At 46.4% G+C, this 24,377-nt stretch carries 21 protein-coding genes; 13 read left to right on the plus strand and 8 right to left on the minus strand.

All coding sequences use genetic code 11. The features are described from left to right. Nucleotides 1–198 precede the first annotated feature (198 nt). The 4 genes from ABIE27_RS01355 to ABIE27_RS01370 all read left to right on the plus strand — a co-directional run bounded on the left by ABIE27_RS01355 (nucleotide 199) and on the right by ABIE27_RS01370 (nucleotide 5,388). On the plus strand, nucleotides 199–2,442 hold the full coding sequence (locus ABIE27_RS01355; protein ID WP_123062706.1) for a carboxylesterase/lipase family protein: 2,244 nt from the start codon (nucleotides 199–201) through the stop codon (nucleotides 2,440–2,442). Nucleotides 2,443–2,647: 205 nt separating this feature from the next. Continuing rightward, complete coding sequence (locus ABIE27_RS01360) at nucleotides 2,648–3,466, plus strand: MerR family transcriptional regulator (protein WP_123062705.1); 819 nt, start codon at nucleotides 2,648–2,650, stop codon at nucleotides 3,464–3,466. Between the two features lie 73 nt (nucleotides 3,467–3,539). Continuing rightward, a complete protein-coding gene (locus tag ABIE27_RS01365) occupies nucleotides 3,540–4,730 on the plus strand; it encodes an MFS transporter (RefSeq protein ID WP_123062704.1) in 1,191 nt (396 codons plus the stop codon). A 214-nt stretch (nucleotides 4,731–4,944) separates the two neighbouring features. Next, a complete protein-coding gene (locus ABIE27_RS01370) occupies nucleotides 4,945–5,388 on the plus strand; it encodes an Hsp20/alpha crystallin family protein (protein ID WP_429349738.1) in 444 nt (147 codons plus the stop codon). Between the two features lie 209 nt (nucleotides 5,389–5,597). Here the strand turns inward: ABIE27_RS01370 and ABIE27_RS01375 are convergent, their stop codons facing one another. From ABIE27_RS01375 to ABIE27_RS01390, 4 genes are all read right to left on the minus strand, one after another. After that, nucleotides 5,598–6,155, minus strand: coding sequence for a DUF1697 domain-containing protein (locus ABIE27_RS01375; RefSeq protein WP_429349739.1), 558 nt, complete (start codon nucleotides 6,153–6,155; stop codon nucleotides 5,598–5,600). A 121-nt stretch (nucleotides 6,156–6,276) separates the two neighbouring features. Then, entirely contained in the window at nucleotides 6,277–6,924 is a 648-nt protein-coding gene (locus ABIE27_RS01380) for a hypothetical protein (RefSeq protein WP_429349740.1), read from the minus strand. 60 nt (nucleotides 6,925–6,984) lie between these two features. Beyond that, nucleotides 6,985–7,551, minus strand: a complete 567-nt coding sequence (locus ABIE27_RS01385) for a TetR/AcrR family transcriptional regulator (protein ID WP_123062700.1) — start codon at nucleotides 7,549–7,551, stop codon at nucleotides 6,985–6,987. Beyond that, nucleotides 7,544–8,758 (minus strand): MFS transporter, encoded by a 1,215-nt coding sequence (locus tag ABIE27_RS01390; RefSeq protein ID WP_429349741.1) that lies wholly within the window; start codon nucleotides 8,756–8,758, stop codon nucleotides 7,544–7,546. Before ABIE27_RS01390 ends, ABIE27_RS01385 begins: the two co-directional genes overlap by 8 nt. Nucleotides 8,759–8,969: 211 nt before the next feature. Between ABIE27_RS01390 and ABIE27_RS01395 the strand changes: the two genes are divergently transcribed. The 4 genes from ABIE27_RS01395 (at nucleotide 8,970) to ABIE27_RS01410 (ending at nucleotide 12,304) form a co-directional block, all read left to right on the plus strand. Further along, on the plus strand, nucleotides 8,970–9,776 hold the full coding sequence (locus ABIE27_RS01395; protein ID WP_123062698.1) for an alpha/beta fold hydrolase: 807 nt from the start codon (nucleotides 8,970–8,972) through the stop codon (nucleotides 9,774–9,776). 24 nt (nucleotides 9,777–9,800) lie between these two features. Then, complete coding sequence (locus ABIE27_RS01400) at nucleotides 9,801–10,784, plus strand: sensor domain-containing diguanylate cyclase (RefSeq protein ID WP_429349742.1); 984 nt, start codon at nucleotides 9,801–9,803, stop codon at nucleotides 10,782–10,784. Between the two features lie 310 nt (nucleotides 10,785–11,094). Continuing rightward, nucleotides 11,095–11,751: a DUF2625 family protein gene (locus ABIE27_RS01405; RefSeq protein ID WP_429349743.1), complete on the plus strand. Its 657-nt coding sequence runs from the start codon at nucleotides 11,095–11,097 to the stop codon at nucleotides 11,749–11,751. Nucleotides 11,752–11,833: 82 nt separating this feature from the next. Then, nucleotides 11,834–12,304 (plus strand): SMI1/KNR4 family protein, encoded by a 471-nt coding sequence (locus tag ABIE27_RS01410; RefSeq protein WP_123062696.1) that lies wholly within the window; start codon nucleotides 11,834–11,836, stop codon nucleotides 12,302–12,304. 119 nt (nucleotides 12,305–12,423) lie between these two features. On the opposite strand, the gene ABIE27_RS01415 is transcribed toward ABIE27_RS01410, so the two are convergent. Next, nucleotides 12,424–13,755, minus strand: coding sequence for an MFS transporter (locus ABIE27_RS01415; RefSeq protein ID WP_429349977.1), 1,332 nt, complete (start codon nucleotides 13,753–13,755; stop codon nucleotides 12,424–12,426). A gap of 218 nt (nucleotides 13,756–13,973) precedes the next feature. On the opposite strand from ABIE27_RS01415, the gene ABIE27_RS01420 reads away from it, so the two are divergent. After that, entirely contained in the window at nucleotides 13,974–14,354 is a 381-nt protein-coding gene (locus tag ABIE27_RS01420) for a VOC family protein (RefSeq protein WP_123062694.1), read from the plus strand. A gap of 173 nt (nucleotides 14,355–14,527) precedes the next feature. Here ABIE27_RS01420 and ABIE27_RS01425 read toward each other — a convergent pair whose 3' ends face one another. Further along, the gene (locus ABIE27_RS01425; protein ID WP_429349744.1) at nucleotides 14,528–17,179 is read right to left on the minus strand and encodes a cation-translocating P-type ATPase; all 2,652 of its coding nucleotides are present in this window, start codon (nucleotides 17,177–17,179) and stop codon (nucleotides 14,528–14,530) included. Nucleotides 17,180–17,718: 539 nt separating this feature from the next. Here ABIE27_RS01425 and hcp point away from each other — a divergent pair. Then, the gene (gene hcp / locus ABIE27_RS01430) at nucleotides 17,719–19,011 is read left to right on the plus strand and encodes a hydroxylamine reductase (RefSeq protein ID WP_429349745.1); all 1,293 of its coding nucleotides are present in this window, start codon (nucleotides 17,719–17,721) and stop codon (nucleotides 19,009–19,011) included. 103 nt (nucleotides 19,012–19,114) lie between these two features. On the opposite strand, the gene ABIE27_RS01435 is transcribed toward hcp, so the two are convergent. Beyond that, nucleotides 19,115–19,840, minus strand: a complete 726-nt coding sequence (locus ABIE27_RS01435; protein WP_123062691.1) for a response regulator transcription factor — start codon at nucleotides 19,838–19,840, stop codon at nucleotides 19,115–19,117. Next, entirely contained in the window at nucleotides 19,827–22,025 is a 2,199-nt protein-coding gene (locus ABIE27_RS01440; protein ID WP_240036622.1) for a sensor histidine kinase, read from the minus strand. The genes ABIE27_RS01435 and ABIE27_RS01440 overlap by 14 nt, the downstream gene beginning before the upstream one ends. 177 nt (nucleotides 22,026–22,202) lie before the next feature. Between ABIE27_RS01440 and ABIE27_RS01445 the strand changes: the two genes are divergently transcribed. From ABIE27_RS01445 to ABIE27_RS01455, 3 genes are all read left to right on the plus strand, one after another. Then, nucleotides 22,203–22,754: a hypothetical protein gene (locus tag ABIE27_RS01445; protein ID WP_123062690.1), complete on the plus strand. Its 552-nt coding sequence runs from the start codon at nucleotides 22,203–22,205 to the stop codon at nucleotides 22,752–22,754. 13 nt (nucleotides 22,755–22,767) lie between these two features. After that, nucleotides 22,768–23,265 carry a hypothetical protein gene (locus ABIE27_RS01450; RefSeq protein WP_429349746.1) on the plus strand — a complete coding sequence of 166 codons (498 nt, stop codon included), beginning with the start codon at nucleotides 22,768–22,770 and terminating at the stop codon, nucleotides 23,263–23,265. A 358-nt stretch (nucleotides 23,266–23,623) separates the two neighbouring features. Further along, entirely contained in the window at nucleotides 23,624–24,166 is a 543-nt protein-coding gene (locus ABIE27_RS01455) for a CueP family metal-binding protein (RefSeq protein ID WP_123062688.1), read from the plus strand. Nucleotides 24,167–24,377 lie beyond the last annotated feature (211 nt).

Below are 24,377 nucleotides of genomic sequence, written 5' to 3' on the forward strand. Positions count from 1 at the left end.
TTTTTTATATAAAAATCCGCCTGAATGTCATAACCGAAGGGTTGCAACAGTTCATGTCAGCAGAAAGGAGGGCCGTCTTCCATTTACCCACGATCAAGAAATAGAATGATCCAAACTTTGGAATACTGTATCGAGCGGTGCGATATTTCGAAACTATTTTGCCATCATACACGACTAGACAGCGAGGAGATTAAACCCATGAAAAAATTGAAACGTTCTATTGCAGTAGCGGCGATTCTAAGCATGTGTGTATCGGGTCTACCCGCATATGCAGCAGGTAATACAGCTTCATCCTTGTCCCCGGCTATGGACAAACTGGTAAAAGCAGAGCTTATTCGGGGGAATGGGCAAGGCGTGAACGCGGCTTACCTGAGTAAACATGCCACACGTATTCAAGCCGCAGTGCTATATTTGCGTTTATCTGGTCTGGAAAAAGAAGCACTGGCCTATGAAGGAACCGAAACGTATACGGATGCCGCGCAGGCAGGCAAGGTGTTGCAGCCCGTCGTTGGATACTTGAAGCAGCATCCTTATTTGGCTGGCGTGGTTACGGAAACGGAACGTTTTACCCCTAACGCTTCACTGACCGCAGAGGAATATGCGGCGCTGCTGCTCAAAGTTCTTGGTTATGAAGCAGGCACGGATTACAAGTCAGGAGAAGCTTCCGCGTTTGCGGCAAGCCACGGTATCAAAGCCCTTCAAGGAAAAGGCACGACACAGTTGACCAACCGTCTGATGGCTGAAGCCACGGCACAGGCTTTGCAGGCTCAGCTCAAAAATGGTACAGGTACGTTGGAACAACTCTGGTCCAAACATAAGCATGCGGGAGCATTCAAACCTCAAACGTTGCAACAAACAAAATACGGTGCCATCGATGGCAAAACCTATGAAGAATATGGCACGCTTGGCTGGCTTGGTGTTCCATATGCGGCACCTCCGGTAGGCGAACTACGCTGGAAAGCACCGCAAGAACCGAAGGCTTGGACAGGAATAAGAGAAGCTAAAGAGTTCGCGGCAAACAGCCTGCAAATATCCGGTAAAACAACAGCAGGCAGTGAAGATTCCTTATATCTGAACATCTGGCGTCCGAATACAACCAGCACAAAACTGCCGGTCATGGTATTCCTGCACGGCGGCGGTAATATGACCGGATCAGGGAAGGACTTTCAGGGGGAACAGCTAGCACGAAATACGAATAGCATCATCATCTCGGTGAACTACCGTCTGGGAGCGCTTGGTTTCTTCCAGAATGCCGCGCTGAAAACAGGCAACCCGCTGGATGATTCCGGCAACTACGGCCTGCTGGATGCATTCCGTGCACTAGAGTGGGTGCAGGATAACATTGCAGGTTTTGGCGGCGATACAGGAAACGTGACACTTGCGGGTCAATCTGCTGGTGCGCGGGATGTTCTCGCAACGCTTATCTCCCCGCTTAGTAAGGGATTGTACCAAAAAGCGATCGCGTTCAGCGGTGGTTTGACGACGGCTTCACCTGAAGAAGGACAGCAGAAATCCGAGGATGCGATCGTGAAGCTGCTTGTGCAAGAAGGCAAAGCTACGAATGCTGACGAAGCCAAAGCTTGGATCAGCAAACAAACACCTGCACAACTGGAAACGTATCTGCGTGCATTGCCTGCGGATAAACTGGTGACTGTATTTGGTGCAACGGCCATCCGTATGCAGCCATTCCCGCATTTGTTCCGTGATGGTACAGTCATTCCAAAAGAAGGTTTTGATGCGATCAACAGTGGTAAATATACGAAAGTGCCTGTATTGCTCGGCAGCTTGGAAACGGAATTCTCCGCTTTTGCTTTCGGTGATCCTAATTTTGCTCCATCCATCAATGATGGTACATTGTTTACTGATCAGACGAAAGCAGCTCAATATGCGGCTGCAATCAAATATGGTAGCGAGGCGTACGCAGGTTTTAATGCGGAGCGAGTCGCTGAAAAATTAACGAGTGCGGCAGGTCAGCCGCCAGTATATGCATATCGTTTTGCATGGGGTACCCAACCTGGTGTCATCTCTGAACGTTTGCGCACCCTGTTAGGGGCTCCGCACGGTGCCGATATGGACTTCTATACAGGAAAAGCAGCAGGTATTGCGGCTTACTTCCCTGAAGGTTATTTCAGTGATGCCAACAAGCCGGGACGTGAGCAACTGTCTGCTGCGATGGCAGCTTACCTGAAGCAGTTCCTGTATACGGGCAAGCCAGGTACGGGCGGAACGTCTGCACTTGCTGCATGGACGCCATGGACGAAAAATGCCAAAGCACCGATCATGCGCCTGGATGCGAATAACACAACTGCTGAGATCGGCATGTCCTCCCAATATAATCAGGGCAAAGAAGCTGTAAATGCGAAGATGAAGCAAGAATTGCCTGAAGAGACGTACAAACTGTTGAACGAAAAAGTGCTTGCAGGCCGTTTCTTCTGGGAGTAATGAAAAATGACAAGAATTAAGTTGAGAAAAATCATAGGAATTAATTTAAAATGAGAAGGAAGGACAGGGGAACGTTGCTCCTGTCCTTTTTCTGTTGTCTTTAGAATCGATGACATAACTCTACTTATCTCACATGCTACCCTTGACTTTCCCCTGCACGGGAGACTATATACTCACGTTAAGCTAATGGATTGGAGATGATATATTGTTCAAAATCAGTACGTTTGCCAAACTCAGCAAGCTTTCTTTAAAAACGCTGCGCTATTACGACCAGATCGGTATCCTCAAGCCGCGTAAAGTAGACGAGGACACGGGCTACCGATATTATTCCGCAGATCAGTTGCTCGAACTTAACCGGATTCTGATCTACAAGGAATTGGGCTTTACGTTGCCGCAGATCACGCAGCTACTAAAGGAAGACATTTCGCATGAGCAGATTCAGGGCATGTTGAGACTGAAGCGAAGTGAGATTCAACAAATGATTGATATGGAACAAGCCAGGCTTGTCCGCATTGAGGAACGTATCCAGCTTATGGAGAGCGAAGGACAATGGGAGACAGGGCAGGAGATCCGAATTAAAGCCGAGGTTGCTCAGACCTTTATGTTCTTTACTGCAAACGGGGGAGAAGAGCGTATCCCAGAGCTTCTTCGTCATCTGGATTCACTGCTGACCAAAGACCTGCGCCAATGGATTCAGGGCCCACAGGTTGTGTTGTGGCGAGAGGTGGATGGAAAAGAGGATGAATTCGAGTACGAAGTCGGTTACTTCTTGACGGGTGAGCCTCCTGCAGTTGCTGAGCCATTTCAGCTTCGGAATTTGCCGCCGGAACCGATGGTCGCCTCTATGGCGTTTCATTCGCATTCAACCTTTGATGGGGCAGCCTGCGTGCATTTAGCACGGTGGATCGAGAAAAACAACTACCAGATCAAAGAGAACGAGCCGGGCAGAGAATACTATTTGCCCTTATCTCCTGAACAGGATGCTCAGTACATCGAGATTCAGATTCCTATCACATGCAGGTAACGATATAAGTTGAACTAACTTATATCGAAGGCTTAAATACAAAACGAACATAAAGAAGATGGAGTGAGAACGATTGAAAAATAAAGGCACGATTTATATTCTGGCACTGGCTGTATTTCTGATCGGCACCATTGAATACATTATTACCGGGATCATTGCGATGATGGCGACCGATCTTGGCGTATCGACGGCGGAAGCTGGCATGCTTGTCACGGTATTTGCCCTTGCAGCAGCTATCGTTGCACCTATTCTGATCGCTGCAACAATCAATGTCGATCGCAGGAAACTTTTGCTGCTCACCTTTGGGGTATTTATTGCCAGCAATGGCATCATGATGTTGGATCTCTCGTATGAAGCGATGATCTGGATACGCATCATTCAGGGAGCAAGCGGTGGCATGACAACCGTTGTTGCGATGGCGGTAGCGACAAGGCTTGTAGAGAATGAAAAGCGAGGTAACGCGATTGGAATTATTCTGATGGGGCTAAGCAGCTCGCTTGTACTTGGTGTGCCGATCGGTACATTTTTCAGTGAAATGTTTGGTTGGAGAATATTATTTATTGTCATAGGTCTGCTCAGTGTTGCTCCATTTCTGATTATCTATAAAAAGGTTCCTTCCATCCGAGAACAAGAGAAGGTTACAGCGGGCATGCAACTCTCGATTTTGAAAAATAAATCGATTCTTATCGCATTGATGATGTCACTGTTATATGTGGGCGGCTACGCAACCTTGTTCACGTATATTACGCCGTTTTTGCAAACGACTTCGTCCCTTACCATGACAGAAATTAGCCTGATCTTGTTTTTGGCAGGGATCTGTAGTTTTATCGGTTCCAAATTGGGCGGACAACTGGCGGATGCCAGAGGATCGAAGTTCACTATTTTTCTTGGATTAGTGTTGCAAGGTCTGACGCTTCTGTTATTTGCTGTAACGGGTGCACATCTGATCTTGCTGATCCTGGTTCTGATGATATTTATGTTGGCCACATGGAGTATCTCTCCTGCCCAGCAATTATATCTGGTGACGCTCGCGCCTCGTAGTCCGGACATTGCGTTAAGTTTGAATACGTCATTTATTCAATTTGGCTTTGCATTGGGTTCCGGGTTGGGCGGGCTTGTGATTAGCCGTTCATCGGTTCTGGCATTGAATTGGGCCGGTTTTGTTGCTGTAGGTTTAGCAGTTTTATTAGCAGTACTACAGTTTAGGGGAGCAAGTACAAGACAAGGAGTAGCGGCTTCTGCACAGGAAATCAATACGCAGTGAGATGCGGTGAAGTATCGAAAATTGGTCAGACAAAGTCAGAAGGTCAGATTTAGTCAAAATAAACGGTAAAACGATCTATGTTTATTTATTTAGCCAAAATCGCCGATCATTGCCTTATATCGCTTTATATCGGCTTTGAACCTTCGTAGCAACATGAATACAATAATAGATGTAAGGAACAACAAACCCAACCACATTTAAGGAGATGATGTTCATGTTTGATCTGATTCCATTTCGCAGAAGAAATGATGACCCGTTCGGACAGATGCTGAAATCCTTCCATGACATGGTTGACACTTCATTCCTCTCTTCGTTTGGAAGCAGTATGCAACCATTCCGTACCGACATTCGTGAGGAAAATGGCAAATATCTGGTCGAAGCCGAGTTGCCTGGCTTTGCCAAAGAAGACATCGATATTCAGGTGCAAGGCAATGAACTCGTCATTCGCGCCAAACGTAACGAACTGGTCGAGCAAAAGGACGACGATAATCGAATGATTCGTCAAGAACGTCGTGCCGGCGAATTTGTCCGCCGTTTCTATGTAGACCATATTGATGAGGAACAGATCAAGGCAAGGCTGGAAAATGGTGTGCTGAAGCTGGACATTCCGAAACGTCCGGGCGATGAACAGATACGCAGACGTATTCAGATTGACTGATGAAGACATAATCAGAGTCGTAGGATTGCAAGACAGGATTCAAGACGTAAAATGAAATGAAAAGGAAGGACTTAACATTCGTTCACTGATGTTAAGTCCTTATTTTATGTAATTCATGTTTCAAGTTCCACAGGCAGGAACGAATTCCCTGTGAGGAGAAGGGGAGTCTGTACATGAAAGGACTCTGTTCCTGAATAGGAGCACTGGTTTTATTTTTCAGCAGCGGCTTGCATAAGTGCATAAATTTTACGTGTCGTATTGACGTTTCTAACAGTCATGTACGAATAAACCTTCGAGCTTGCGAGTTTATTCATACCGCTTTTCGTTGCTTCCTCTCGACTAACCGAATACAGAAGTGCACCAGGTACATAAATAAGCTCGCCTATACCTGGTTTCAGAGGCAGTTTCTCCAGAATATCGACATCGTTAATTTCCTCCCACAAAAAGAAAACATCACTTTTGGCCTGATCATCATTTGTCCAATGGGAAGGCAGTGCCTGCATGACAGCTGCTATCTCATCCATGTCCCGTACGAGCACTTTAATCTGTAAGCCAAAATCCGCAGCAATGGCCTGTTCCAAAATGGCAGATATTTCGGCATGGGCATCGCTTCGTGCCTGATCGTCGGCAAAGATGATATTGCCAGAATTGATGTACGTCACCACCTTGTGCATCCCTGCTTGCTCAAAGGTTTCCTTAAGCCGTTTCATGCCGATTTTGTTATTGCCACCCACATTAATGCCCCGCAACAAAGCGACGTAGATCATGGATATATCCTCCTAACCACTTGAAAGGTTTTAAAAATGAAAAGCGCTACTGACATACTGTTGGACTCGGTGAAGACACTCAGCCCGGGCTGGGTGTCGCTCCTTCTCATTCTCATATACTTCATAAAGATAGATACTCGATAAGATGTTTTGTGTGTGCTTCTCCGAGCAATTCCCTTAATTTTGGCTGCACCTGGACAAGGTATTCGGGTTTGGTTTCATAGGTTTCTTCGTCCTTCACTTCTCCTGAAAATGAACGTGCGTTTTCAATCAAGATGGCAAGAGCATTGAAAAAGTCTGCTAGGGAATCTGCAACTCGTTTCGGTTCCCCACCCTCAAACGCAGCATAGACAGGAGAATCGGGAGCTTCTACGTCAACGATAATGGGATCATCATTCACATTGGCAATGACAACATGATTGGGTGACCAAGAATCGGATTCTTTGTAAGGTTCCTGCATACCGACCCAGCGAAACCCCAGCTGCTGACGATGCAGATGCTCGGGAGCAACGAAAAAAAGCAGAGCGGCATCGCCGATTTCGACAGCTGCACTTTTCATTTTCAGTGTTCCTTCGGCCTGAGCGTCTACCATCTCGTAGTGACTATAGAAGTATTGAAGTTCCGACGAAAGGGTAACACGTTTGTCCACTTCCGGCTGAACCGGAAGCACCCGAGGCCGAAGGTCGTGATTTTGAAAAAGTCCGTAGGCTTCATTATATAAGTCTTGTTGTTCCACAAAACGGGTTAAGGCTGCATTCAGTGATTGCATGATATGCCTTCCTCCTAATCAGTTTGTTATGACTCATGTAATAGTTACGAAGGGGCTGCTTTAGCTTTGGATGCCAGACCAGAACACATTCCAGGTAATTGCCATCGCTTGCTCGTACGATTGCCTTGTCTCGTACACGAGCTGTATATCAAGACCGTCCATCAGAGTGACAAAAGCTAGTGTTGCTTCTTCCGGGCTCAGACGAATCCCCACATGACTTGCGAACAAAGCGGTTACTTCTTTTTTTAAGGTGCCGAGATATGTCCGGTATTGAGCCAAAACAAAATCATTCACTTCCAGCGGCGCCATAAAGGACAGAATGTACATAAAGGCTACATTGGGCTTCGTAAGGAAGCGATTTTTATGTTCCAGCAAAAAGGCATATAATCTCTGCTCCAGCGTATCTCCTGCAGTGGAAATCCCCAAGAAATCTTGTACAAACTGTTGCTCCTCTTGTACAACTTCCTCGTATACTTCCAGCAGCAAGTCCTTTTTGGAGGAATAATGATAAGCCAGTGATTGTTTACGGATACCGGCTTCTTCGGCAATCTGTGCCATCTTTGTCCCTTCGTAACCGAAACGATTAAAATGCTGAATCGCAATCTCTTTAATTCGTTTTTTACTCAATGTGTACCCCCAGTGATCGATCTTCGTACTGCTTCTGCTTCAGAGCGTATACCGAATATAACAAGATGTATATCACTAAAACAGCGATAGAGATAGTATACACTACCGCGTAGGAGAATGCAGATGCCACCAGACCCAGAACCAAAGAGCCGCCGCCGATTCCGAGATCAAAAAAATTAAAGAACGAAGCCATCGCATTCTCATGCTCATGTTCTTCCACGAGATTGACACACCATGTTTGGATGGCGGGGAAAATGGCACCAAACCCAAAACCGTACAGTGCGCCAGCAATCAGAAAATGGATCTGGTTCTGTGAGAGGATCAGAACGAGGAGCCCTGCGATCGCGAAAACCGCCGAAGGAAGCAGTACAGACCCTGGACCCAGGCGATCAAACATAGTTCCTGAGAATAGTCTGACGACAAAGCTGGCAATCGCCACAATAAAGAAAAACCAGGCAATATTGCTGAAACCCTTCTCCGCAGCAAACAAAGCGACAAAAGACATGATCGAACCGGCTGCAACGCCAACCATCAGGATGAGCAATGAAGGAAATAATACCTTTTTCTCAATAAGTTTTACGGAAGCTGCAAGATGACCGGAAGGATTGTCCTCAGACTCTGTCTGAGAGTTTCTGGATACAAAAACGGTCATCAGAAGTGCCAATAATAAGATGCACATTCCGCCCAAGAACAGGCTCTGGTAGTTGTATTGAAGGAGCAGGCTTGTTCCAATTAATGGACCAACGGATATAGCGACGGTTTCTCCAACTCCGAAATACCCCATGCCTTCCCCACGCCGGCTTTTCGGAATGTTTTCCGTAGCAATCGTTGCAAAATAAGTCGTTGCCAGACCAAAACCGAATCCGTGGATTACACGTAGTACAAGAATTATCCCTATACCTGACGAGAGGTAGTATGCGCCAGTAGCTAATGCACAGATGGCGATGCCAATAATCAAGAGGAACTTTTTGTTCATCTTTGTTGCCAAAACGGAAGTGAAAGGTCGAATTAATATGGCTGAAAACATAAAAATGCCGGTTACAAGCCCGATCTGTGAAGCATTTCCTCCCAAGCTGGAAACGAATAAAGGTAAGGTGGGAAGCAACATTTCAAAGGCCATAAACAAAAGTGCATTGGCCAGCATGATAAAGATAAATGATTTTCCCCACAGTTTCTGTGGTGATATGTCTGATGTCAGGGTGTTCATGATATTCCTCCAAAATATGTTCTAATATCTCGCGATATGATGATTGATTTTATCTGACGACGGTCAGATTGTAAAGGTGTTTTTTCAATTGGAGACAACTATTTCATGTCACATAGAGTAAAAATATTAATATTTTTTACCCTAATCCCAACATTTTCCGATATAATATTCTGATAAATTAAAATTATAATCTCTCTGAGAGGTGAGTCAGATGAGTGTTGATATTCTTGTACGCAACAATGTAAATGTTATGGGAACGGGCAACCAGACGATCATGTTTGCGCATGGCTTTGGGTGTGATCAGGATATGTGGCGACATATCGTGCCTGCTTTTTTTGAACAGTACCGTATTGTTATCTTTGATTATGTAGGTTCCGGACAGTCCCAAATTAACTATTATGATGCGCTTAAATATAATGATCTCCATGGATATGCTCAGGACGTGCTGGAAATTATGGAAGTACTTGAACTTCGGGATGTGATCTTTGTTGGTCATTCGGTCAGCAGTATGATTGGCATGCTAGCCTCCATTAAGGCACCGCATCTTTTCAAAAATATCGTCATGCTTGGGCCTTCTCCGCGTTATTTGAACGATCTGCCCCATTATTATGGTGGATTTGAGCGACGGGATATTGATGAACTGCTGGAAATGATGCAATTGAACTTTATCGGCTGGGCAAGTTATCTGGCTCCTATCGTGATGCAGAACCCGGAACGAAAGGAACTAACGGAGGAGCTGGAAAAGAGCTTTTGCTCCCGTGATCCGCACATCGCTCGGCAATTTGCCGAAGTGACTTTCCTGTCCGATTGCCGGATCGAACTGGATTTGGTGTCTGTGCCTACCTTGATTCTGCAGTGTTCAGATGATAGTATCGCTCCTGTGGAAGTGGGGGATTATTTACATTCCCATCTGAAAAACAGCAGGCTCACTCAGATGAACGCCAAAGGGCATTACCCTCATCTAAGTGAACCTGGCGAGACGATTCGATTAATTAAAGATTATCTGGCTAGTGCATAACGTACAGAGGAAAGGCTGTTTTTTATGGACATTCAATTAGATACGGCACCTTGTGGATATTTTTCAATATCGGATTCGGGCGTCATTATGTCGGTAAATCAAACGTTACTGGACATGATTGGGCGTGAACGGGATGAATTGATGGGCAAACATATTGAATCCGTGATGTCGGTCACCAATAAAGTGTTTTTTCATACGTATTTCTATCCGTATATTCAGCTGTATGGTCATGTGGACGAGATGTATTTTTCGTTTCGCAATCGTGACCAGGAGGACGTCCCGGTGTTGCTCAACGGGGTGCGTCAGATGCGGGACGGGCAACGTGTAGTGGACTGCGTAGTCGTCATTATGCGGAAAAGGATTGAACATGAAAAGGACATTTTAAATACCAAGACCAAGCTGCAGGAGTTATATCAGGCAACACAAGAGGCGAACAAAGAGTTGGAGCGTCTGCATGAAGAATACAAAATCAAAGAGCAGGCGCTGATTAAAGTCAATGAACAATTGGAGTTGATGGCGTCTACGGACCTGTTGACAGGTCTCAAGAACCGAAGGTTTTTCCAAGAAAAAATGGCTCATTTTCTATCGCTCTATCATGAGGAACAGCGTGAATTTTCCCTGCTTGTGATGGACATTGACCACTTCAAAAGCATTAACGATACCTACGGACATCCCATCGGTGATCTGGTACTGGGTAATTTGGCTACGCTGTTGTTATCCATCTCCCGTGAGGTTGATGTGGTGGCACGTTACGGTGGTGAGGAGTTTGTGATCATTCTGGCGAATTGCGGAGAGGAACAAGCCATCCGTATCGCAGAACGATACCGGTCACAAGTCGCTTCGGCGGATTGGGGGGAATATCACGTTACGGTGAGCATTGGCGCGGCGACGATCTCGGTAGCGGATACGGAGTTGTCTGTGTTTCAAAAAGCAGACGATGCGCTCTATGCATCCAAGACGGGCGGGCGAAATCGGGTAACCCATGCCGCTGGTTTGATCCAGCGTTAGAAAGGGTTAAGCATCATAAAAACGGATCAGCAGGCAGAGAATCTTTGCTTAGTCGATCCGTTTATTTATTATTGCTATTCATCTTTGTTCTGGAAGGGGAGAGGAAAGTTCACGGCGTATAGACGGTGGTTAAAAAAGGGAGACAATGTCTATCTCGGAGCCAGATAGCCGTAGGAGTGGCCGGAGAGCCTGTTCGCAGGCGATAATCTCCTTTAATTACAATGTAAAAGCTAATTATATCAGATTTGAATGGTAGAATAAGCCATGATATGCTTGGAAAAGTCATGAATTGGAGAGGAGTCGTCGAATGATGAATAATCGGTCTGCTGATGAATTAATCGATCAGGAAAATCATGCCTGGCCGGAGCTTAAAGCGCTTATGGATCAGGGGGGAAATACATATACCTATGTTCCGGCAAAGCCGGAGATGGGCAAGAATACGCTGCACCAGCTCCAAGTGAGCACTCGTTCTTACCTGGGGGCTGTCGCCTATGAGACAGAGGGCATGGTGGTGGATCATGGATGGATTACGCTGCTGGGCGCAGGCGGTGAGAGTGTATATGGCAGTTTGACCAGCTGGAATGGCTTGAGTGCTGAACTTGCTGTAGAGGCATTGCCGGGCATGATGGTCGTGGCCTATGATGTGGCTGGTGGTTTTTTTGCACTGGATACCGGCAAATATGGCGGGACAGGACAGATTTATTATTTTGCACCGGATGCCTTGGAGTGGGAATCGACAGAGCTCTCGTTCTCCGAGTTTATGACCTGGCTGGCTGAGGGTGATCTGCAATTATTTTACGAAACGTTTCGCTGGAAAGGCTGGCAGGAAGATATGGCGCAACTGGACAAAGGCCAAGTGTTTGCTTATTTTCCTCCGCTCTGGACGAAGGAAGGTAGCGGAAAGAAAAGCAGTAGAGCGCCAGTTCATATTGCTGAAGCCTGGAAAGCAGCACTCGAAGCGAAGTGAAAGGTACTGGCAGCGCAGGTGAGTTGAAGTTGGCTGGGTGAGTTCATTTAAAATTGATCAAGCTTAGAGAGGACGAACAGGAATGAGTGACCAGAATGATCGTGCAAGTGTGACGCGTATTCAGTCTCATTATGGTATTGTTTTTCCACAGGACTATCTGGACTTTATTCAGTTGCACGGCGATGCTTCTTTTGATCTGATCCAGGGTACAGAGACGGAAGATTGGGAGATACGTTTTCATGCATTGGATGATCAGTTTATTGCGAATAATACGACATTGGTGGATGAAGTCAATCCTGATCCGCAGCGGATTATTCCGATTGCGTGGAGTATCAGTAGTGGTAACAACTATTTGCTCGATTATCGTGGGAGCGAAGAGACGCCTTCTGTACTGGTGATGGAACATGAACTGGCGATGGTGCGCGAAGATGCGGAGAGTGAAGCTGAGACGATGGAAGAGGCACAGCAGTTGATGGAGGAAAATGTGGAGCCGCTTGCTGCCCATTTCCAGTCCTTTGCGGCCCTTCTCCGAGTGCGGCCATCGCAAGCATAGTTTTTTGTTAGAGATAACAAAAATTCAGCAAAAAGGCTCGCAAACGATGCGAGCCTTTTTTTACATGAGTTCAATTTATAAGTTTTAGCCAGACACTTCGACGATAGGAGCACGCTTCATTAGCGACCCGATGGTACAGAGGTTAAATCACGATTAGAAAGTGAAGAAGCTTTACTATGCCATAGCGTCAGTCCAAGCGAAATGAGACATACGACCAGCAGGCAGCCATAGACCACGTGATAAGCTTCTTGTACCGTTACGCCGGGTATGGCGTGCAGAAGCAAACCGCACACGGCTACAGACACCGAACCGCCAAAGAACTGGATCAGTTGCAGTAAGCCCATGCCAGAACCAATCTGGTTTCTCGGCAGTACACGTGAGGCTTCGTTATTCAGGGAGGCCATGGAGGCTGACAGTGCTGGCGAGAAGAACACATAACCGCCTGTAATGATCAGGGCGGACTGGTCAAGTCCAAGCATAAATAATACCAGAACTGCCGCCAGCATACACTGCCCAATCAGCATAAACCGCATATTGCCATACCGATCTATCCAGCGCCCGACATAACGGGTACAAAATGCCGAGATGATCGCTCCTGGGGCAATGAGCAAGCCGATGGCAAGGGCAGAACGATGATACAGATCCGCAAGCACTAACGGCATAAGGAACAGATTTCCGAGATTAACCACGAGTACGCAGAAACCAATGATAATAAGCCTGGTGAAGCCTGGTGTTCGAAATACCTGTGGGTTCACAAAAGGCAACCTTGCTCTGCGAATATACAGAATATGAGCAAACAGAGAGGCTATGCCGATGCCAAGCCATATCCATGACCGCTGTGTAATGGCTACCAGCAGGGTGGTTGCATTAATGATGGTGAGCAGTGCGCCTGTAAGGTCAAAAGGCTGTTCTTTGTTCACGGTCTCCCGTGGTAAAAAATAGAGCAATACCGGCAAGGCCAGCAGCACCAGCACCGTAATCGCAAACAATCCGTTCCAGCCCATGTACTCACTGATCAGTCCGCCAACAATGGGGCCAAGACCGAAAGCCATTGCGCTGCCTGATGAGATGAGTGCCAGGGCTGCTCCGCGTCGTTCAACCGGAATGTAACGGCTTGCTATGACTAGACCGAGGCCAGCCATAACCCCAGCCCCAGCGGATTGTAGAATGCGCGTTGTGAGCAACAAAGCAAAGTTGTGTGCGAACAGACCAAGCACGGACGAGCAACCGAGAATCAGCAACCCAACCGTGACCAGCTTGCGTACCGGAATCCGGTCAGACAAGCGGCTGTAGATTACGGTTGACAGGGCATATCCGATGGAATAACTGGAGATAACCCAGGAGCCCAGGTCAGAAGTAATCTGAAGATCACGGATAATGACAGGCAACGAAACATTAAACATGGTCGTGTTCATTACCACGATGAAGAGGCAACACGTCCAGAGTGGCATTACAATTTTTTCTTTCACATAACCATTCCTGTCTTGTATAGAGTTATCGTATGATATGAACAGACCTTGGCATTAGCATTACGTAGGATGGAGACAAAACAATATTCTATTTTACTCCCCCAATGTTAATATGGCAATAGTGTCATAGTTATTCGAGTGACTACATATTCAGGCGTGAACAGGTTTAAGAACGATGAGGATGAAGGAGATTAGTTATTATGAAGCCAAAATTATTAGAGTCCCACAGTGTGTTCCCAACCCTTGATATGAGGAGAACGGCTGCATTTTATGAAGAAAAGTTAAAATTTCGTGTCGTTGAATACTTGGACGTCGCAGAGCCGCATGTGTGTCTGTACCGTGATTCTACCGAGATTATTTTAACCCAAAGCAATGGACAGAAAGTGATCCCCAACAGAGAGTTATACGGCTACGGATATGATGCCTATTTCATTACGAAACAGCAGGAAGAGCTTGAACAAGAGTTGATCGATGCGGGTGTAACGATTGTTCGTTCTTTCCATCACTCTGACTATAATAACAAAGAATTTGTGATCGAAGATATCGATGGACGATGGATTGCCTTTGGCATCAAGCAGTAAAATGAGGAGCAAGGTGCAGGAATAGAAGCAATAAGCAAGAATCGCAAATCAATCTATCTATGGTGTGAAAAATAAACCCGATAAACAAACAGGCGCCCTTCCAAAAAGGGGCGCTGTCTGTTTATTCAATCTATAGTGCACATGGCGATGTCCATCGGTACATCTTGTATCAACTAAGCCGTCGCGGTTTGTTTGCCGCGATTGCGAATCCATTTGATGACATCCATCAGGATAACCGCGCCGAGCGCAAGCCCACCTGCGATCAGGAGCTCATCCCAGCCGAAAGTGTCAGGAATGGCAAAGATGCTGCGAACACCCGGAATCAGTGTTATGCCGTAGAGGCAGAGGCAGACCACAATCGAACCAAGCACCAACTTGTTGGTCAGGAAGCCCACCTGGAAGATGGTCTGGGTGTTGGAACGTGCAGCAAAGGTTTGGAGACTGCGCGCCAGAATAAGTGTAGTAAACGCCATCGCGACACTCATCTCTTCCGAGATACCAAGTCCGATATACTGCGACAAAATCACGGCAACGCCGATGAGCAACCCGCGGGTAATGACAGCCTGCAGCGTTCCGCCTGCAAAAATACCTTCGTTAATGTCACGCGGCTTGCGCCGCATCACATCCGGTTCGGCTTTTTCCGTGCCGAGCGCAATGGCTGGCAAGGAGTCGTTAACCAGGTTGATAAACAGCAACTGGAGCGCTGTGAATGGATTGACCCAGCCGACAACCAGTGCGAAGAGGATGGCGATAATGGCGCCGAGATTACCGGCGAATAGATAGGCGATGGCCTTTTTAATATTATCAAACACCATCCGTCCAACACTGACCGCATTTACGATGGATACAAAATTATCATCAGTCAGAATCATCGCCGCCGCATCTTTGGCGACGTCCGTTCCGCTGCCCATCGCTACGCCAATATCGGCTTGTTTCAGTGCAGGTGCGTCGTTGACGCCATCTCCGGTCATGGCTGCAATTTTACCTTTACGCTGCCACGCACGCACGATCCGAATTTTGTTTTCTGGGGATACCCGTGCATACACAGAGATGTGCTCCAGCTGCCCATCCAGCTCTTCATCTGACATCTTATCCAGCTCGGCACCGGTGATCGCGAGATCATCTTTATTTGCCAGCCCAATGTCGATGCCTATGGCCTGAGCTGTTGTTTTGTGGTCACCCGTAATCATGATGGTGCGAATGCCTGCTTTTTTCGACTCTTCAATGGAGCCATAAACCGCTTCACGCGGTGGATCAATCATCGCGGTCAGACCGACTAATGTAAGATCGGATTCGTCATCAGGCGTGACCTCTTGTTTGTCATCAAAACGTTTGTAAGCGTAGGCTAGCACCCGGAAAGCGCGTTTGGAGAAGGCTTCATTTTTTTCTTCGAATTGAGCACGAATTTCAGGGGTCAGCGGTTGTGCCTCACCGTGAATAAATACATGACTGCATCGGCTGAATAATACATCCGGGCCGCCTTTGGTTAACAAAGCAGTCTGCCCCTCAAAGGTATGCACCGTGCTCATCAGCTTGCGATCCGAGTCAAACGGAAGTTCGGCTTCCCGTGGGAACTGATCACGGATTTCGTTGTAATCCTTGTTTACGCTATTGCTGAACGCAATGAGTGCAACTTCGGTGGGATCACCAAGTTCCTTGCCCTCCTGATTGATGTTCGAATCATTGCAGAGTACGGCAATATGTAACAAACGACGTTCTTCTTCCGACCATTCGGCAGGGTCATCGGGAAACTCGTCTTTTGTACCATGAGGAATGTAATAATCCACAACGGTCATTTTATTCTGAGTGAGTGTGCCGGTTTTATCCGTGCAAATAATGCTTGCCGACCCCAACGCTTCCACCGCGGGCAATCTGCGAATAATCGCATGTTGCTTGGCCATCTTGCTGGTGCCGAGAGACAGTACAATGGTGACGATGGACGAGAGCGCTTCAGGGATGGCGGCTACAGCGACAGCTACAGCAAACATTAATGCATTAACGAGCGATGGACCAATATTTTCGGAGCCTTCCGTCAGCCACACACGTCCGGCTTCAATGGCAAAAATAAGAATGGACAGACCTAGGATGAAAAAGCCCAGCTTCTTGCTGAACGATTCCAGCTTGCGCTGCAACGGTGTTTCCTTGGCTTCTGCATTGTCAATCAATTCGGCAATTTTCCCGATTTCGGTTTTCAGTGCCGTACCTGTAATGACAATCGTGCCACGACCATATACGACCAGCGAGCCGCTGAACGTCATGTTGCGCCGATCCCCAATTCCAGCCTCTTCTGATACCACATCCGCATGTTTCTCTGCAGCCTCGGATTCCCCAGTCAGCATGCCTTCGTTGATTTTGAGGCTGCCGGATTCCAGAATGCGCCCGTCTGCTGGCACGTAATCCCCGGCATCAAGCAATACGATGTCGCCGGGAACGAGTTCCCGCGCAGGAAGCGTTTGTTTCTGACCATCTCGGATTACTTTGGCTTCGGGCGCAGACATCTGCCGCAGGGCATCCAGCGAGCTTTCCGCCTTCTTGGTCTGCACCACGCTAATGACAGCGTTAAGCAAAATGACGAGAAAGATGATCAGGGATTCGATCAGATGTCCAAGCACAACTTGCACAGCGGCTGCGATGAGCAGCACGATGACCATCGGATCTTTAAAATTTTCAAGGAACAGTCTCCAGATCGGTGTTGCATCTTTTCCTTTTAACTCGTTATATCCTACGGATTCTAATCTCTTCGTTGCTTCGGATGTGGAAAGACCTCTTTCGGAACTTTGTACCTCCTGCAATACTTCTTCTGCACTGCGCCTGTAATGTTGCAATCGACCAGCTCCTCGGCATGTGATTTTATATGTGTATTACCCGATCAGACGAAAACTAGAATCGCCTATGGATGTTGTTTTTTCAACATTTGATATGTAGTTTGACGATAGGACTCGGCAGCGTCCGTTACCTATGTCATTATTCATAATTCCAGTGATACTTATGCGTAGATTATAGCATCACTGGAATGAAAGTTTTCATTTTACAGCAGGAGCATCCGTTACTCTTTAAATCAGGCGATATCCAGGAGGCAATTGCCCCGTCCGCTGGATTCTTCGAATCTGTACCGCTGTCAAGCGCTGGTTGGAGGAAATCAAGGATTCAACATCGCCTCTCCTTAGAAAGTTATCCAGATCACGGATACTACGATTTCCCCGAAGGATCACAAAGTTACCCCGGATGATAGTCTGATATAAGTTCGAAAAGGGATAATATGGGTGTTGATTTGTAAAACTGTGTGTAATATCACAATTGTGTGCCTCCAGCTCTGTTACGCTAGTTCATAACAAAGAGTTCATTTGGTTTGGAGGGAATTCATATGTTTTGTTATCAATGTGAACAGACGCCGAGTGGTGGATGTAAAGTAATTGGGGTATGTGGTAAAAATGAAACGATTGCCAGCTTGCAGGATACGATGATCTTTGCACTGAAAGGGATTGCGGCTTACGCAACACACGCACGGCAGCTTGGTTATACCGATCCTGAGGTGGATCGGATTACACACGAAGCTTTATATATGACGCTTACGAACTCAAACTTTAATCAGCAGGAACATTTAGAGATGGCGATGAAAGTCGGAAATGCTGCCATTCGAATCATGGATGTACTAGATCGTGCGCATACCGATCGATTTGGTATACCACAGCCGATCACGGTGAGTCAAAACCAGATTGAAGGTCATTGTATCGTTGTGACCGGTCACAATCTGTATGCTCTCGAAGAATTGCTGCGTCAGACAGAAGGCAAAGGCATTAACATCTACACGCATTCCGAAATGTTACCGGCGCACGGTTATCCGGCTTTAAAGAAATATGCTCACCTTAAAGGCAATATCGGTAAAGCCTGGTACGATCAACGCAGACTGTTTGAGGAATTCCCGGGTGCGATTCTGGCAACAACCAACTGTGTTATGCCGATCAAAGGCACGTATGCGGATCGTTTCTTCTCCTATGAAGTCGCTGGTCTCGAAGGAGTAACGAAGATTGAAGGAGAGAATTTCTCACCTCTTATTGAGCGAGCGTTGTCACTGCCTGTAGCGAACATCAGATCCGAGCAAGTATTAACGACAGGTTATCACCATGAGACCGTGATTGGGCTTGCACCTGAGATTATCCAGGCCGTCAAAGACGGACATATCCGTCGCTTCTTCGTCATTGCAGGCTGTGACGCACCAGGTAAGGGTGGCAACTATTACCGTGAACTCGCTACGTCCCTGCCGAATGATACAGTTATACTCACCACGTCTTGCGGCAAGTTCCGTTTCAATGATGTGGATTATGGTACCGTAGGAGACACAGCCATTCCGCGGTATATTGACCTCGGACAATGCAATAACTCGGGTTCAACGGTGAAAATTGCGATGGCTTTGGCCGATGCTTTTGGCTGTACGGTGAACGAGCTTCCTGTAAGCATCGTGCTGTCATGGTTTGAGCAAAAGGCGGTAGCCATTCTTCTTGGATTGTTCAGCCTCGGCATCCAGGATATCCGGATTGGGCCTAAACCGCCTGAATTTATTTCGGAAGGTGTACTGGATGTACTCGTGGACATGTTTGGCCTGAAACTGATCACGACAGCAGAAGAAGATATGAACGCGATGCTGGCGTTGTCATAATTCTAATAAAACCAAGGAACGAGAGCCTGCACCAGATGCAGGTTCTTTTATTTTTTAGGTCATAATGCCTTCGCAACGTATAAGCGCAACTGACAAGACACTCTTATCTGCGATCCTGACGTATCTGAAATTTATAGCCAAGTCCGCGTACAGTCACGATATATCGATGAGAGTCAAGCGGATTCTCGATTTTGCGTCTCAGGTGGTGGATATGCACCATGACCGTGCGAACATCACTCCAGTTGTCGAGCCCCCATATATGCTCAAACAGGTAATCGGTGCTAAAAACATATCCTGGGCGATTTGCCATCAGGAACAAAAGCTGAAGCTCTTTGGTAGGCAGTGATACCTCTTTCCCTCCAACGTAAACTTCATAACGCTCAAAATGTAATTCCAGCCAGCCGTCTCGCCATACTTTTTCGTTGGGATCAATCAGATTATTGGAAGAATACCTCCGTACAGACTTAAGTCTCTTTTTCACTCGTGCTGCCATGATGTCGGGATCAAACGGTTTGGTAATATAGTCATCCGCGATTTCCAATCCTTGAATAATATCTTCAGTCTCCTGCCGACTACTCAGGAAAACAACAGGCAGGTCTGTCCTTTCCCTGAGATGTTTTATCCATACCGTTCCCAGGCCATCGGGCAGTACGATATCACACAGGACAAGATCGGGGGTACGCTCTTCGAACAGCTTGGCGGCATCCTTTAACGTATGTGCTACAGACGTACTGTAATTTTGATGATGTAAATAAATCTGTACCAGTTCCGCAATATCCGTATCATCCTCTACGATGAGAATATGACGTGTCTCTTCACGGCTTGTCATTCGGTGACACCCTTCCTTTCCACGCAGGTAACCGAAAGCAAAATTCGCTGCCTAGACCCGGTTCGCTGGTTACTCCAATGTCTCCATGATGATAATGCATAATTTCCTTACAGATGGACAGGCCAAGTCCTGACCCTTTGTGTTCATCCTGAACGGATGGTGGTCTCGCCTGTTCGAAACGGTCAAAAATTCGTTCCTGCCACTTAGGCGGGATACCCACACCTGTATCTTTGACACAAATGTACGCTAACCAGCCCTGCTCGGTATCAGGAGTTTCTGCCAACCGTAGTTGCACATGAATGATGCCCGCAGGGGAAGTGAAGCGCAGTGCATTGGAAATCAGGTTGGATACGACCTGTTCCAGTCGAATCGGGTCCAACTGCACTATCCAATCTTCATCCTTGGGTTCCAGCAAGCCTGATTTTTCAGGCATATCAATAACATACTGAATGCCTTGTGCGTGAACATCCGTTTCATATTTAAGAAACAGTTCTAGCATAAATGGGATCACGTAGACATCTTGCATCTTGAATTGTACTTGATGCGTTTCGAGCTTGGTCAGGTCAATCAGATCATGGATCATTCGTTCAAGCATGAGAGAACGAGTATAGATCCGATTCACATATTTCGGAGCATCCGTTGTAATAATTCCATCCCTGAGTGCTTTGGCAAAGCCTTTAATCGAAGTAATCGGTGTACTGAGTTCGTGAGAGATGTTGGACAGCAGCCGGGTGCGAAACAATTCGGAATCCGACATTTTTTTATTGGCTTCCTGAAGTTCCTCGTTTGTTTTTCGCAGTGACCGTGTTCGTTCCTCAACGATCTGCTCTAACCGTTGGTTCGATTCCTTGAGCTGCAGCGATAGTTGCTCTGATTCGTATAATGCCCGTGAAAAACGAGACGAGAGATTGTATGCCTGAGTCAGCAGGAACACGAGTAACCCTATGGACAGCATATCCTCCGTGGGCAGATGAACTGTGTAGAAGAGCATATCATTGAGAGCAAAAGCCATAAAAAACAGAAAGCCAATCATGCTCGTAAGAGCCCCTTTACTCCGGTTTATCGCAGATCGGAGATAGATATACAATGTGTACAGCAGAGACGGAAACAGGACTCCCCATGTAAAAGGGGTCAACATATACGTGTACACATGAGCCGGCGTGAACAGAAAGAGAGACATGCAACCCGGGAGAATGATCCCTGCCAGCACTGAACTATGCCGGACAGCTTCCGCAGGGTATTCTCGATTGATAAACAAAATTAGTAATAAAGCCGTCATGGCTACTGATATGTATTCTGCTTTGACTGCCCATTCCCAAGGCAACCCAGGCAACAAATAAAGCGCGGTTGATTCCCCAAGCACTACAGTACGCACACCAACCGACATACAGAGCAGACTGTACAGCAGGGCAGAGGTTTCTTGTTTGCGATTCCAGAAGACGAATGCGTAATAGAGGGACATTACGCCGAAAATACCAACAATACCAGATTGTGCAGAGACATGCAGGATACGTTCCCATGAGATGGTGTCGGCTGTACCCAGCTCCATACGCTGCCATATTCCTGCGTTGCGCTGAGAAAAGTTCGACACTTGAATAATAATCTCGTTCCATCCCGTCCGCGGTTGAAAATAAACAATTTCAGGATAGCTCTTTGGTGTTTCGGAGATTCGATCGGAACCTACGCTGCCATTCCCGCCAACAAGCTGTCCATTGATCCAGATGCGGTAAGCGGATGCGATACTTTTGGGATACAGTGCCAGTGTACGTGCTGCTTCGCTGACATCCTTCGGCAGCAGGACGCGCAGTCGATACGTTGCATAGCCCTCGCTTGGCAAAAACGAACCATGGCTATCCGAATAGGTTGTCCATGGTGCTGGCAGTTGTACGAGTTCGGAGACTGGTGGATAAGCAGATTGAAAGTGTATCGGCTCGAGCAGTTGCCGCCAGTAAAATTCCCATTCCCCATCCAGCGCGATACTCTCCGCTTGACTTGTGATTAGACCGGACCCATCCAGCGTGCCTTGTTTGGCGATAGGAGGAGCGGTGTTTATTGTGGTTGAAATGGCATCATTATTGCCCCACTTATGGAATAGGACTATCGCAGCAAAAAGTAACATAAACAAGCTGATCAGCATGACAGGATGTTTGCGGATAGGACTATATGCTGACTTGTTTTGTTTCATCAAGATTGACCTCCGGCCAAGGTGAATTTGTATATTTTATTATAGATGGATGTTCGACTTGTCGAAAGGGAATTTTGCTAAATTTCGATAAACTTAAACAAAACTTAAACTACTCTGAGTACAATAGTCCACATGATACATAGGAATTAAGACCCGGTAATAGGAAGGAATCTGTTGATGAAGTATTACTTCTCTGACTGTAAAACTTTGATGTACCAGCATCGATATATGGACTTTTTACTGGCTCATTATAGTGAGTTGAATATGCCGTATTCTTTTTCCACAACGCTAGGTTATATCTCTAGTCCGCTATTTATGACCGGGAGCACTATTTTGTGCTTTGATGATGAAGATGAGACGGCGGGGGCGTTTGGATTTATTCATGGTACAGGAGAGCATAATTATGAGGATCAGCATGTGATACAGTTGCAGGTCGCTTTTGTTGTAAGTCAACATCGCGGAAGCCGAATTTTTATAGAGGGACTACGGTTTCTGGTACAGCATCTGGATGAATACGCCGATGAGGTTGTACCTGTAGAGGAAATCCGATTTTGGGCTCTTCATGAAGTGAGTATGCACCGACTTTTTTCCAAATTCGCAGCGAGAGTGTCCAGTACGACGGTTGAAGCGGGTATGCTGAATGCGTATGCTGTGGAACTTGTTGAGCTTCGTGCGTATCTTGCATCTTTTGAACGAGAAGATTGTGTGAACAAGGTAAGGAAAGGATGAAGTCATCTTGATTTTGCAGCTTAAGGGCCAGGATTCATTACAAGACGAAGATTATGCTCGTTTTGCCCGTTTTTATCTGGCGAACTGTGATGAGTTTGATGAGCAGTACATGCTTCATGATGCCTTACTTCATTTGATTCATACGATTCAGCAGACGCATTTGCTCTTATTTGACGATGAGCAGGGGCATGTTAGCGCGTTTATCCAGTATCATTATACCGAAGATCAGCGTACAGCATTTATTGAATCAGCTGTATTGGCTAAAAAGTATCGAAGCAGCCGAGCGTTTTTTGCAGGCCTCAGAGATGTCGTGTTATGGATATGTCAGGAAAACCCTGAGGTGCAAAGCATACAGTTTTACGCAGTTGCAAATAACCGCTATACGAATCGATTATATAGTAAATTCGCTGTATGGACTGATATTCAAGTGCGGAACGGTAGAACGGAGCATGTGTATACGGCTGATTTAGATCCTTTGCTGATCTATCTGAAGATTCAAACGAAGGGTTAACCTGATCCATACACAATTCAAACTGAAAGGAGGTGAAGAGCAAATGGTTCCAATGCCGAGTTCGTACAACAAGCCTGAAAAAGGTGGACGTATTTTTAAGTTTGAAAATGTGTTGAAGCTGAATGAACAACTTCGCGTGAGCACAGCCCCTACGAAGTAATCTTCGCCAAGCAATCCTTCATATTCCTGCTGAGGAACACGAAAGAAGAAGCAAGCTGATCACAAATGTGATGGGCATGCTTCTTTTTACGTATCACCATGAACCAGAATTGTGAAAATCTGGTGAACGGTACTGGGACAGGTCCCGTTTTGGCTTTTTTTTATATATAATCAGAGGAAAGAAGAAGGGAGCTGTCCGATGAAAAAGACACTATGGATCATTGCCAGTGCTGCTGCTGTAATCCTGCTTGGAACATATCTCATCGCTAATACATTAGGGAGAGAGCAGGCTGCACAGGCCGAGGAATCTGATATTCCAAAGCTGGTTGAGGATATCAGTACAGGCCGTGCGAAACCGCAGTCTGCTTCAATCAATGCAGCAACGTTAACAGTAAAAGAGGCGGACGGTCAAAAAGTAACTTATGACCTGCCAGAAGATAAATTTTTCCTGTCGATCGCTCCTTATGTAGAACAGACACATCCCTGTGAGATTCATAGTTTAACGGGTTGCCAAGGAGAGATGGCGAATGAACAATTCAGTGTGACGATTCATGATTCCGAAGGCAACACCTTGATGAAAGATGAAGTGTTGAAGTCCGGTGCCAACGGATTTATGGATTTTTGGGTGCCACGTGACAGAACGTATTTAATCCGTATTGTTCACGGCGGAAAGGTGGCTGAAACACAATTATCTACATACAAAACGGATCAGACCTGCATCACGACAATGCAGTTAATCTAAGCTGAGGTTCAAATCGGGCAAGCATCAAGCAAAGAATAGGCAGAACAACGTACAAACTGATGCTGTAAAGATACAATAAAGACGAGGAAAGGCAGCCCCAAGGGTCATGTCTTTCCTTTTTCTATTGGTAAATCAAGAATGTGAAAATTATGAGGCAACGTTGACAAAAAAGAAGTTCATAGGTGATAATGATAATTGTTATCATATAAAT

This window comes from Paenibacillus sp. 4624, from assembly GCF_050435065.1.
In the GTDB taxonomy this organism is placed as follows: Bacteria; Bacillota; Bacilli; order Paenibacillales; family Paenibacillaceae; genus Paenibacillus; species Paenibacillus amylolyticus_D.